This window comes from Micromonospora sp. L32 (assembly GCF_052068055.1).
Lineage (GTDB): Bacteria > Actinomycetota > Actinomycetes > Mycobacteriales > Micromonosporaceae > Micromonospora > Micromonospora purpureochromogenes.
On the sequence record NZ_JBQHDD010000004.1, the window covers coordinates 503,906 to 516,230 of the forward strand.

The 12,325-nt window shown below is 73.8% G+C and carries 9 protein-coding genes; 5 read left to right on the plus strand and 4 right to left on the minus strand.

The features are described from left to right. Positions 1-129 precede the first annotated feature (129 nt). From ACTMTB_RS14240 to ACTMTB_RS14260, 5 genes are all read left to right on the plus strand, one after another. On the plus strand, positions 130-2,460 hold the full coding sequence (locus tag ACTMTB_RS14240) for a TRAP transporter permease (RefSeq protein WP_441145735.1): 2,331 nt from the start codon (positions 130-132) through the stop codon (positions 2,458-2,460). Continuing rightward, positions 2,354-3,340, plus strand: a complete 987-nt coding sequence (locus ACTMTB_RS14245; RefSeq protein WP_441145934.1) for a TAXI family TRAP transporter solute-binding subunit — start codon at positions 2,354-2,356, stop codon at positions 3,338-3,340. The genes ACTMTB_RS14240 and ACTMTB_RS14245 overlap by 107 nt, the downstream gene beginning before the upstream one ends. 65 nt (positions 3,341-3,405) lie before the next feature. Further along, positions 3,406-5,832, plus strand: coding sequence for a sensor histidine kinase (locus ACTMTB_RS14250; RefSeq protein ID WP_441145736.1), 2,427 nt, complete (start codon positions 3,406-3,408; stop codon positions 5,830-5,832). After that, on the plus strand, positions 5,829-6,221 hold the full coding sequence (locus tag ACTMTB_RS14255) for a roadblock/LC7 domain-containing protein (protein WP_441145738.1): 393 nt from the start codon (positions 5,829-5,831) through the stop codon (positions 6,219-6,221). The genes ACTMTB_RS14250 and ACTMTB_RS14255 overlap by 4 nt, the downstream gene beginning before the upstream one ends. Next, positions 6,218-7,186 (plus strand): TAXI family TRAP transporter solute-binding subunit, encoded by a 969-nt coding sequence (locus ACTMTB_RS14260; RefSeq protein WP_441145740.1) that lies wholly within the window; start codon positions 6,218-6,220, stop codon positions 7,184-7,186. The genes ACTMTB_RS14255 and ACTMTB_RS14260 overlap by 4 nt, the downstream gene beginning before the upstream one ends. A gap of 6 nt (positions 7,187-7,192) precedes the next feature. Here the strand turns inward: ACTMTB_RS14260 and ACTMTB_RS14265 are convergent, their stop codons facing one another. The 4 genes from ACTMTB_RS14265 to ACTMTB_RS14280 form a co-directional block, all read right to left on the minus strand. Then, positions 7,193-7,729, minus strand: coding sequence for a hypothetical protein (locus ACTMTB_RS14265; protein ID WP_441145742.1), 537 nt, complete (start codon positions 7,727-7,729; stop codon positions 7,193-7,195). Beyond that, positions 7,729-9,603 carry a DNA primase gene (dnaG, locus tag ACTMTB_RS14270; protein WP_441145743.1) on the minus strand — a complete coding sequence of 625 codons (1,875 nt, stop codon included), beginning with the start codon at positions 9,601-9,603 and terminating at the stop codon, positions 7,729-7,731. Before dnaG ends, ACTMTB_RS14265 begins: the two co-directional genes overlap by 1 nt. Before the next feature lie 94 nt (positions 9,604-9,697). Then, positions 9,698-11,347, minus strand: a complete 1,650-nt coding sequence (locus tag ACTMTB_RS14275) for a BCCT family transporter (RefSeq protein WP_441145745.1) — start codon at positions 11,345-11,347, stop codon at positions 9,698-9,700. Between the two features lie 144 nt (positions 11,348-11,491). After that, positions 11,492-12,325 (minus strand): siderophore-interacting protein, encoded by an 834-nt coding sequence (locus ACTMTB_RS14280; RefSeq protein ID WP_441145747.1) that lies wholly within the window; start codon positions 12,323-12,325, stop codon positions 11,492-11,494.

Here is a 12,325-nt window from a genome sequence, read left to right on the forward strand (position 1 = left end):
GCTCCATCAATTTGTTAAATCCTTCTTTACTCAGATTCCTCTGCGTGATTGAAATAGATCGCCATTACCGACTGCAATGATATCCGGCAATGTTCCATGGCGTAGATAATTGGCGTATCGTGCCCCCTCGTGTCGTCCGTACGCTTCTCCGACGGTCCCGCCCCGCAGGCGCCGCACCCCGGCTCCAGGGGGGCGGGAGCCGCCCTCAAGGACGCTCCGGAACCCCTGCCACCGCAGGTCACGGTGGGGACACCACCCCGCGCCGCGGTGCCGGACACCCGCGAACTCGCCGCGCAATTCGAGGACGAGAAACCGGGGCGCTCGCTCACCGGCCCGGTCGGTCTTCTGGTCACCGGCACGACGGTGGGGATCGCCCTGCTGGCACTTGTCCAGGTCTTTCAACCACTTCCGCAGGGCAGCAAGTACTACCTGATCATTTTCCTGGCCGGCGTGCTGCCGACGGTGTTCCTGGCGTACCCGGCGGGCCTTTCGATCCCCTGGCGGCCGGGCCGCACACCCGCCGCCGTCGACGGGCCGGACCCGACCCGGTCGGACTGGCTACTGGCCGCCGCGGCCCTGGTCGCCTGCCTCTACCCGGTGCTGCCGTTCACCGTCGGTGGCGGGGGCGGCGGGTACGACGCCTTCCTCGACCGGCAGGGCCTGCTCGTCGGGCTCGACGTCGCGATGGGCACCGTGCTGCTGCTCCTGCTGCTGGAGGCCTGCCGGCGCACCACCGGCTGGATCCTGCCCGCCGTCTGCCTGCTGTTCCTGGCCTACGGCTACTACGGCGGGCTGCTGCCGCAGTCCTGGCCGGTGGCGCACGCCGGGCTCGACTTCGGCCAGCTCGTGGACGCGTTCTACAACTCCGACAGCGGGTTCTACGGCACCCCGCTCGACGTCGCGGCCTCGTACATCGTGCTGTTCACCATCTACGGCGCGGTGCTGGACCTCTCCGGGGCCGGGCGGTTCTTCGTGGAACTCTCCGCCGCTGCCTTCCGGCGCTCCCGGACGGCCGCCGGGCGCACGGCGGTCGCCTCCGGCTTCCTGCTCGGCACGGTCTCCGGATCGGGCGCGGCGACGACCGTCAGCATCGGCGCGGTGACCTGGCCGCTGCTGCGCCGGGCCGGCTACCCGGCCGAGCGCGCCGGCGGGATGCTCGCCGCCGCCGGCGTCGGGGCGATCCTGTCCCCGCCCACCCTCGGTGCGGCCGCCTTCATCATCGCCGAGTACCTGGGCGTGTCGTACCTCCAGGTGCTGGGCTGGGCGACCATCCCGACGATGCTGTACTACCTCGGCATCCTGCTCGCGGTCGAGATCGACGCCCGGCGCTCGGGCGTGCGACCGGTGGTCGTGCACACCGACTCGCCCTGGCGGCTGCTGGGCCGCTTCGGCTACCACTTCCTGTCCCTGCTGGTGATCACCGGCCTGCTCGCCCTGGGCGTCTCGGCGACGAAGGCGGTGGTGGGGGCGACCGTGCTGGCCGCCGCGCTGTCCTTCCTGGACCGTCGGCACCGGCTCACCCCGGCCCGGCTGGTCGAGGCGCTCGGCACCGGCGCGCGCGGGGTGCTCGCGGTCAGCGCGGTCTGCGCCGCGGCCGGCATCATCACGGCGACCACCACCAAGACCGGGCTCGGCCCGCAGGCGGCGGCACTGCTGGTCTCCGGCGCGCAGGCGGTCTCGTCCGACCCGGCCGTGGTACTGGCGCTCACCGCCGTGCTGGCCGCCGTCGCGCTCAGCCTGCTGGGGCTGGCCGTGCCGGTCACCGCCTCGTTCGTGATCGGCTGGGTGATCATCGGCCCGGCCCTGCTGGACCTGGGCGTCGCCGCGCCCGCCGCGGCGATGTTCGTCTTCTACTTCGCGGTCCTGTCCGAGGTCTCCCCACCGACCGCGCTCGCCGCGGTGGCCGCCGCCGCGGTCACCGGCGGCCGGCTGGTGCCGACCATGTGGCAGACCCTGCGGTACGCCCTGCCGGCCTACCTGATCCCGATCGCCTTCGTGATCACCCCGGCCGGTCTGGGGCTGCTCGGAATCGGCGGGCCGCAGCGGGTCGCCGTGGCCGTGGTGGTCTCCGCGCTCAGCGTCGCCGTGCTCGCCGTGGCGGCGGGCGGCTGGCTGCCCGGCGTCGGCCCGGCCGGCGTACCGGAACGGATCCTCGGCGCGCTCGCCGGGCTGACGCTGCTCTGGCTCGAACCCGTACCCGTCACGGTCGGCGCGGTCCTGGCCGCCGCCGTGGTGGCGGGTGTCCTCGTACGACGCGGCTCCGCCAACCGGACCGGCGAGCCGTCGGCAACACCACCGGTGAACCATGGGGAGGAAAACAGTGAGACGGATCAACGTGCGGCTCGCCGCGGGAGTGGGGGCGCTCGCCCTCGTCGCGAGCGGCGCCGCCGGCTGCGGGGGCAAACAGGACGGCGCGACGAAGGACGACGCCGCCAGCGAGATCACCTGCAAGGTCACTGACAGCACCCGCGTCGGCATCGCCACCGGTAACGCCACCGGCGTGTACTACGTGGTCGGCAACGCCCTCGCCGGCCAGCTCTCCACGACGACCGACGGCAAGCTGACCGGCACCGCCGCCGAGACCGGCGCCTCGGTGCAGAACATCGAGCAGCTCGTCGGCGGCCAGTACGACGTCGCGTTCTCGCTCTTCGACACCGCCGTCAACGCGGTGCAGGGCAAGGGCAGCTTCACCTCGCCGCAGCCGGTGGAGGCGCTGGCCCGGATCTACGACAACTACACCCAGGTGATCGTGCGGGCCGATTCCGGCATCGGCTCGGTCGCCGACATGAAGGGCAAGAAGATCTCCACCGGCTCCCCCAAGTCCGGCACCGAGGTCATCGCCAACCGCCTGCTCACCGCCGCCGGTCTCGACCCGGCCAAGGACGTCCAGGCGCAGCGACTCGACCTGGCCAAGACCGTGGAGGGGATCAAGGACGGCAGCATCGACGGCTTCTTCTGGTCCGGCGGGGTGCCGACCGGCGGGGTCACCGACCTGTTCACCACGGCGGGCGACAAGGTGAAGTTCCTGGACATCGCCCCGCTGCTGCCCAAGATGACCGAGCAGAACCCCGCGTACCAGGCCGGGACGATCCGCGCGGACGTCTACAAGACGGCGACGGACACCCCGACCATCGTGGTGCCCAACGTGCTGCTGGTCCGCAAGGACCTCAACGCCAACGTCGCCTGCGCCGTCGCGCGGACCGTCTTCGACAAGAAGGACGCGCTGGCCCAGGCCAACCCGGCCGCCAAGGGCATCAACCTGGACAACGCCCGCAAGACCGACCCCGTACCGCTGCACCGCGGGGCGGCCAAGGCCCTGCAGGACCTCGGCGCGAGCTGACCGACGGCGCCGGGTCCGGGCCACCGCCCGGGCCCGGCGTCCCCGACCATTCCCGGGAGACCCGCGTGCCGCTCCCCCGCCCCGCCCGCGTACGCCGGCACAATCGGCCGGCGGACCACACCGACCGGCTCTGGTCGGTCCGCACCCAACTGCTCGCACCGATCCTGGTCGCCACCATCGGCCTGGTCGTGCTGGGCGCCACCCAGACCAGCACCGCGCTGGACGCCTCCGCCGACGCCGACCGGGCCCGGGTCCTCGCCGGCACCGCCACCGCCACCGTGCGCCTGGTGCACGAGCTGGAGCGGGAACTCGGCGAGACGGCCGCCCTGCGCCAGCGGGGTGGCTCCACCGGCCGGCCGCTGGTGGACGCCCAGCGGCTGCGGGTGGACACCGCCGTCGACCGGTTCCGCACCGCCAGCCGGGACGCCCGCCGGGCCGCACCGGACCTCGGGCGGGTGCTCGACACCGCCGACGACCAGCTCTACCAGCTCGACCCCGCCCGCCGGTCGGCGCCCACGTCGGAGGGGGCCGACCCCACCTACGTGGCACTGGTCGAGTCGCTGCTCACCGTCGCCGACGCGCTGCCCGCGCAGCTGCGCGACACCGAGCTGGCCAACGCCGCCCGGGAGGTGGCGGCGGTCGCCAGCCAGGAACACCTGGCCGCGCTGGAACGCGACCTGCTCCGGACGGTCTTCGTCCGCGGCGAGCTGGCCCAGGGCGAACTGGTCCGGCTCGGCCAGCTGCGGGGCGCGCGGGAACAGCGCCAGGCCGAGTTCTCCCGGATCGCCGACTCCGACGCCGAGGCCGCGTACGCCCGGCTGGTCGCCGGCGCCGACGTGGCGACCGCCCAGCGGATGCGGGACACCGCCGTCAAGGGCGAGACCCTGGCCGCCGCGCTGAAGGTCGACGGCGACGCCTGGTACGTGGCCCAGAGCGGCACGATCCGGCGCTTCAACCTGCTCGGCCGGGAACTCTCCGAGGACCTGGACCAGCAGGCCGCCAGCCTGGCCCGGGACGCCCGCCGGCGGGCCCTGGTCACCGGCGGGGCCACCACCGCCGTCGCGGCGGGCTCGCTGCTGGCCGCCGCGCTGCTGGCCGTACGGACCAGCCGCCGGCTGCGCCGGCTGCGGGTGGCGGCGCTCACCGTGGCCAACTCGGAGCTGCCCGAGCGGATCACCGCGATCGCAGCCGGCGAGGGCACACCGGCCGAGGGCGAGGCGACCCGGCTGACCGAGGACATCCGGCAGGGGCGCGACGAGGTCGCCCAGGTGGCCGAGGCGTTCGACACGGTCAACCGGGCGGCGCTGCGACTCGCCGGCGAGCAGGCCGAGCTGCGGCTGGACGTGACCCGGATGGCCGAGGCGCTGGCCCGTCGGATCCGGACCCTGATCACCCGGCAGCTGCGCCTGCTCGACGACTTCGAACGCGACGAGACCGATCCGGACGCGCTGGCCCGGCTCTTCGCGCTCGACCATCTCGCCGCCCGGATGCGCCGCAACGGCGAGAACCTGCTGGTCCTCGCCGGTGGCGAGCCGGGGCGGGCGTACGAGGGGGACCACCTGCTCGGCGACGTGGTGCGCGCGGCCTCCTCCGAGATCGAGGACTACACCCGGGTGGAGATCGACGTGCCGGCGGCGGCGGTGCACGGGTCGGCGGTGGGTTACCTGGTCCACCTCCTCGCCGAGCTGCTGGAGAACGCCACCAACTACTCGCCGCCGCACACCCCGGTGCAGGTCGACGGCCGACGGACGATCGACGGGCTCACGCTGCGCGTGCACGACCAGGGCATCGGCATCAGCGAGGGCCGGCTCGCCGCGATCAACAAGCGGCTGCTCGCCCCGGCGGTGCTCTCCAGCGCCGCCGCCGGCAGCATGGGCCTGCACGTGGTGGCCCACCTGGCCGCCCGGTACGGGATCCGGGTGCAGTTGCACAACACCGGCACCGGCACGCTGGCCCAGGTCGAGGTGCCCGAGTCGGCGCTCGTCCGGGTGGAGACGGTGTCCCGGCGCCCCGTTCCCGTCCGCCAGCCCGCCTCGACGGCGGCCTGGTTCCGGGCCGGGGCCGGCGCGCCGGCCCTGGCGGCGACCGTGCCGAACCCGACGCCCGCGCCCCGGCTGACGCCGACGTACGGCGGCAGCCTGTTCCGGCCGGACCCGACCGACGTCCACCACGCGCCGACGGTGACGTTGCCGGTGGTCACCCCCGGTGCCGGGGTCGCGGCCCCGCCCCGGCCGCCGGTGCTCCGGGCCGCCGTGGCGCCCCCGCCCGGCGCCGCCCACCCGTCGACCGGGCCGGCCACCTCCGGCGCCGGCCTGCCCCGCCGGACCCGCGGCGATCAGCTCCCGACCTTGCCGAACACTGCGCCGGCCCGACCGGCGGAGGACCTGCTCGACCCGGAGGTGGTGCGGGCCCGACTGTCCGCGCTCGCCGAGGGGGTGGCCAGCGCGATGCGACGTAACCAGCAGACGAGACCCAACGGGAGACACCGATGACCACACCCGTGAGCGCCGGCCTGGACTGGCTCCTGACGAACTTCGCCGAGCAGGTGCCGGACGTGTCGCACGCCGTCGCCGTCTCCGAGGACGGGCTGCGCCTGGCCTCCTCACCGCACCTCTCCCCCGACCAGGTGGACCAGCTCGCCGCCGTGATCAGCGGCCTGGCCAGCCTGACCGTCGGCGCCGCGCGGCTGATGTCCGCCGGCCGCGTGCGCCAGCAGATCGTCGACATGGACGGCGGGGTGATGCTGGTGATGGCGGTCGGCGAGCGGGCCCTGCTCGGGGTGCTCGCCGCGCCGGGCTGCGACCTGGGTCAGATCGGTTTCGAGACCGCGACCCTGGTGCAGCGGGTGGCGGAGGCGTTGGAACCGGCGGTCCGGGCGTGACCCGCCGGCCACCGCACTTGCTGGCCGTCCTGCTGGTGACGCTGCTGGTGGCGGGCTGCGGAGAGCCGGCCGCGCCGCCGCAGGCCTGGCACGGCGGCCGGATCTTCCTCGCCACCGGCAACACCACCGGCGTGTACTACCAGCTCGGTGGCGGCTACGCCGATGTGATCAGCCGCCACCTGCCCGGGTACGAGGCGCGGGCCGAGCCGACCGGCGCCTCGGTGGAGAACGTCACCCGGCTGGCCAGCGGCGACATGGAGATCGCCTTCAGCCTCGCCGACACCGCGGCCGACGCGGTCACCGGGCAGGGCGCCTTCGTCGGGCAGCCCCAGCCGGTGCGGGCGCTGGCCCGGGTGTACAGCAACTACACCCACGTGATCGTGCGGGCCGACGCCAAGGTGAAGGACTTCGCCGGGCTGCGCGGGAAGCGGGTTTCCACGGGTTCGCCGAAGTCCGGCACGGACATCATCGCCGGGCGGCTGCTGACCGCCGCCGGGATGGACCCGGACCGGGACGTGGACCGGTTCACCCTGTCCCTGCCGGAAACGGTCAAGCGGATGCGGGCCGGCACGCTGGATGCGATGTTCTTCTCCGGCGGCCTGCCCACCCCGGGCATCGCCGACCTGCTCTCCAGCGCGCCGGGCACATTCACGCTGCTGCCGATCGCCGACCTGATCGAGCCGCTCAACGCCCGGTACGGCTCGGTGTACACCACCGCCGAGCTGCCGAAGGACGCCTACCGCACGCCGTCCGGCACGCCGACGGTCACGGTGTCGAACATGATCCTGGTCAGCGCCGACATGCCGGACGAGCTGGCGTACGACCTGACCCGGCTGCTCTTCGCCTACCAGGGCGACCTGATCGGGGTGCACCCGGAGGCGGGCAACTTCACCCGGCAGAGCGCATCCAGCACCGACCCGATCCCGCTGCATCCGGGCGCGGCGCGGTTCTACCGGGGCGGGTGAGCCGGTTCAGGCGTCAGCGGGGGCGGTCGCGGCGCGGGCGGCCGCCACCAGCCGGTCGGTCTCCGCCAGCACGGCCTCGTCGTCGGCGGGGGTGCCCGGGTCGAAGCGCACGGTCCAGCTCAGCCCGTCCACACCGGCCACCCGCCGGGCCGCGACCCGCCCGGCGCCGCCGGGCAACGGGTGGTGCGCGGTGTACGCCACCGACCGGGTGACCCGGGCCCGCACCTGGTGCGGCAGCTCGCCCGGGTCGACCAGCAGGTAGGTCTCGGCCGGGCAGTCCGCCACCACCTGGTAGCCGTCGCGCTCGGTGATCCGCTCGGCCGGGGTGACGGTCAGCTCGTGGCCGGACCACACCGCCTTGAGGATGTCGTGCCAGCCCAGCCGGTGCGGGCGGCCGGGCAGCCAGAGCCCGAGGTTGCTGGCCACCACCACGCCGTCGCCCTCGCCGTTGCCGGCGGCCGCCCAGGCGAGCACCCGTTCGTCGTCGGCGAGCGGGGGCCGGGCGGCGGGCGGCAGCTTCGGCTTGCGGCTGAACAGTCCCATCACAGTCCTCCCGCGGCCTGCTCGCGCAGCGCCCGCGCGTGCTGCTCCAGCGAGAGCAGTTCCCCGAAGAGGGCGAAGTACTCGTCCTTGTTGTTCACCGGGTTGACCCGCTGGATCTTGGATTTGAGGTCCCGGATCCGGGCGGTGACCGAGCCCCACTGCAACCGGGCCATGGTGATCGAGACGTACCGGGGGTCGGGTTCGCCGTCGATGCGCAGCGGCTCGACGGCCAGTTCGCCGACCAGCGCCCGGGCGGCGAGGTCCTCGCAGGCGTCGCGGACCGACTCGATCCAGACCGCGCCGGCGGTGGCAGCCGCGGCCCCGCCCGCCGCGGCGATCGCCGCGCGGACCGCCGCGTGCACCGGGTGCCGGTACTCCGGGGCGTCGACCGCGTCGAACATCGGCCCGGCCAGCACCGGCTCCTGCAGGGCCAGCTTCAACGCCTCGCGCTCGACCATCGACTGCGGGCTGTCCACCGCCGGCTCGGGCGCCGCCGTCGAGCGGGTCGGGGCGGACGAGCGCCGCTCGGCGGTCGGGGTGGCGTCGGCGGCGAGCACCGCGCGCTGCACCGGCTCGATCTCCATGCCGAGGTCGCCGGCGAGCTTGCGGACGTACTCGGGGCGCTTCTCCCGGTCCTTGATCTTGGCGACGAGCGGCGCGGCCCGGCGCATCGCCTCCACCCGGCCGTCGACGGTGTCCAGGTCGTACCGGTTGATCACATGGCGCAGCGCGAAGTCGACCAGCGGCTCGCGGCGGGCAACCAGGTCGCGCACGGCCAGGTCGCCCTTGGCCAGGCGCAGCTCGCACGGGTCCATGTTGTCCGGGCTGACCGCGATGAAGGTACGCCCGACGAAGCGCTGGTCGTCCTCGAAGGCGCGCAGCGCGGCCTTCTGGCCGGCGGCGTCCCCGTCGAAGGTGAAGATGATCTCGCCGGCCACCGCGTCGGTGTCCAGCAGGAGCCGGCGCAGCACCGCGATGTGGTCGGCGCCGAACGCCGTGCCGCAGGTCGCCACGGCCGTCGGCACGTCGGCGAGGTGACAGGCCATCACGTCGGTGTAGCCCTCGACGACGACCACCTTGCCCTGCTTGGCGATCTCCCGCTTGGCCTGGTCGATGCCGTAGAGGACGTGCGACTTCTTGTAGATCGGCGTCTCGGGGGTGTTGAGGTATTTCGGGCCGTCGTCGTCGTCGAAGAGCTTGCGGGCGCCGAAACCGATCACGTCGCCGGTGATGTCCCGGATCGGCCACATCAGCCGGCGGCGGAACCGGTCGATCAGCGTCCCGGAACGCGACGGGCGGGACAGCCCGCCGGTTACCAGCTCGTCGTGGCTGAAGCCCTGCTGGCGCAGGTGCTTGGTGAGCAGGTCCCAGGCGTCCGGGGCGAAGCCGCAGCCGTACCGCTGGGCGGCGGCCCGGTCGAAGCCCCGCTGCGCCAGGAACTCCCGGGCCGGCCGGGCGGCGGCCGTGGTGAGCTGGGCCTGGTAGAACTCGACGGCGGCGGCGTGCGCGGCCACCAGCCGCTGCTTCTGCCCCTGCTGGGGACGGGGGCGTGGGGCGGCGTTGTCGCCCTCGACGTAGCGCAGCTGGATGCCGGCGCGGGCGGCGAGCCGCTCGACGGACTCGATGAAGCTGAGGTGCTCGGCGTCCATCAGGAACTTGATGGCGTCGCCGCCGGCCCCGCAGCCGAAGCAGTACCAGACGTTGCGGGCGGGCGAGACGTTGAAGGACGGGCTCTTCTCGTCGTGGAACGGGCAGAGGCCCTTGAGGTTGCCACCGCCGGCGGACTTGAGGGTCACCGTGTCGGAGATGACCTCGGCAATCGAGGTGCGTTCCCGGACCAGCGCGATGTCCTCGTCCCGGATCCGCCCAGCCATCTGCCACCCCCTCGGCGTACATCCTGCCCTGCCGGGCCGACGATCCGCCGACGGGGGCACGGGCGTGTGGCGAACGACGCCGGCGGGGGTGGTGTCACTGCGGGGGGCGGTGGAACCACCGGGTCACCGGTGGCGGATCCTCCTCCTCGTACGACCGGGCGGCCCGCATCGCGGCGACCAGGCCGTAGCGGCGCGGCCTGGCCACGGGCGGGTTGACCGTCGGGTCCCGCGCCAGGTCGCACAGCAGGGCCACGGCGAGCCCGAGCATCACCACCACGAACGGCAGCGCGACCAGGATCGTCGCCTGTTGCAGGGCGGCCAGGCCACCGGCGAGCAGCAGTGCGGCGGCGACCGCGCCGATCAGCACGCCCCAGAGCACCACCACGCCCCGGTGCGGCCGCAGTGCGCCCCGCGAGCTGAGCGAGCCCAGCACCAGCGCCGCCGAGTCGGCGCCGGTGACGAAGAAGAGCGCGACCAGGACCATCGCCAGCACCGTGGTCAGCGCCGCCAGCGGCAGCGCCTGGAGCAGGCCGAAGAGGGCCTTCTCGGTGCTCGCCGAGACATCGGCGACGAGGTCCCGGGTGCCGGTGGTCTGCACCCGCAGGGCGGTGCCGCCCATGATGGCGAACCAGATCACGCTGGCCCCGCTGGGCACCAGCAGCACCCCGGTGACGAACTGCCGGATGGTCCGCCCCTTGGAGATGCGAGCGATGAAGATGCCGACGAACGGTGCCCAGGAGATCCACCACGCCCAGTAGAAAATGGTCCACGCGCCGAGCCAGGCCGGGTCGGAGAAGGCCCCGGTCCGGGTGGACATGATCGTCAGGCGGCTGAGGTAGTCACCGACCGAGGCGGGCAGCACCTCCAGGGTGTAGATGGTCGGCCCGGCCACGAAGACGAAGACCATCAGCCCGACGGCGAGCACCACGTTGGTGGTCGAGAGCCACTTGATGCCCTTGTGCAGCCCGGTGAAGGCGGAGACCACGAAGGCGGCGGTGAGCGCGGCGATGACCACCAGCTCGATCGCGGTGCTGTCGGGCACCGCGGTCGCGCTCTCCAGGCCGGCGGCCACCTGGAGCGCCCCCAGGCCCAGGCTGGTCGCCGAGCCGAAGACGGTGGCGAAGACCGCCAGCAGGTCGACCGCCTGTCCGACCCGCCCGTACGACCGCGCGCCCAGCAGCGGTTCGAAGGCGGCGGAGATGCGGCTACCCCGCTTCTTCCGGAACGTCGAGTACGCCAGCGCCAGCGCCGCGATGGCGTAGATCCCCCAGGGGTGCAGGGTCCAGTGGAACAGGGTGTACTGCATCGCCACCTCGGCGGCGGCCGGGGTCTGCGGTTCGACGCCGGCGGCCGGTGGCGGTGCGGCGTAGTGCTGGATGGGCTCGGCCACGGCATAGAAGACCAGGCCGATGCCCATGCCGGTGCTGAACATCATCGACACCCAGGCCATCGTGCTGAACTCCGGCTCGTCGTCGTCCGCGCCGAGTCGGATCCGGCCGAAGCGGGACGCCGCGATCACCACCGAGAGCACCAGGAAGGCGTCCGCGGCGACCACGAAGAACCAGCCGAAGGTGTTGATCGCCCAGGCCAGCCCGGCGGCGCCGAACCCGGCCAGCGAGCCGCCCCCGAACACCCCCCAGCCGACCACCGCCAGCACCCCGGCGACGCCCAGCACCAGCACCACCGGGTCGATCCGCCCCGCCGGCCCGGCCTCCCGCGCCGACTCCCCCGCCCGCTCCGCCATGGTCACATGGTGCCGCCGACGAACCTCCTGAAAAGTCGCATACCCCCACGGTTCACCCGCGTCGACCGGGTGATCCCGCGCTCGCGGAGCCATCGCGGCCCCGAGAACAACCCGGGGTACCGAGGTCGGCGGGGCGCGGTCGGGTCAGCCAACCGGGGCGACCTCTTCGGCCTCGACCTGGCGGTTCCAGTCCGCCTTGGTGGACCGCCAACCCTCGTCGTCCATGCCCCGACGCCAGTAGCCGGAGATGGAGAGCGCCTCGCGGGGCACCCCGCGCTCGACGCGCAGCAGGCGGCGCAGCTCGCGGACGAAGGTCGCCTCGCCGTGGACGAACGCGTGCACCCGGCCGGGCGGGAACTCCAGCGCCCGGACCGCCTCGACCAGCGCCTCGCCGACCGGCCGGGAGCCCCGGTGCAGCCAGGTCAGCGCCACCGCGCCGGGGCTGAGCAGCCGCTGCTCGTCGGCCGGCCCGTCGACCTCGACGAAGACGGCGGCCGGGGCGCCGAGCGGCAGCCGCTCCAGGGCCGCGCCGATCGCCGGCAGTGCGCTCTCGTCGCCGACCAGCAGGTGCCAGTCCGCCGTCGGGTCCGGCGCGTACGCGCCGCCCGGGCCGGCGAAGAGCACCTCGTCGCCGGGGCGCAGCCGGGCCGCCCAGGGCCCGGCCAGCCCCTCGTCGCCGTGGTGGACCACGTCCAGGGTGAGTTCGCCGGCCTGCGGGTCCCAGGCGCGCACGGTGTACGCCCGCAGGCGGGGCCACTGGTGGCGGGGCAGGTCACGACGGATCGCGGCCAGGTCCAGCGGCCTGGGGTGGTCGACCCCGGGCGCCGGGAAGACGATCTTGATGTAGTGGTCGGTGTACTCCCCGACCGGCAGCCCGGCCAGCTCCTCCCCGCCCAGGACCAGGCGGATCAGGTGCGGGGTGGGCCGCTCGGTCCGCAGGACCCGGGCGGACGTGACCTTCTTGGGGCGCTCCGTCAT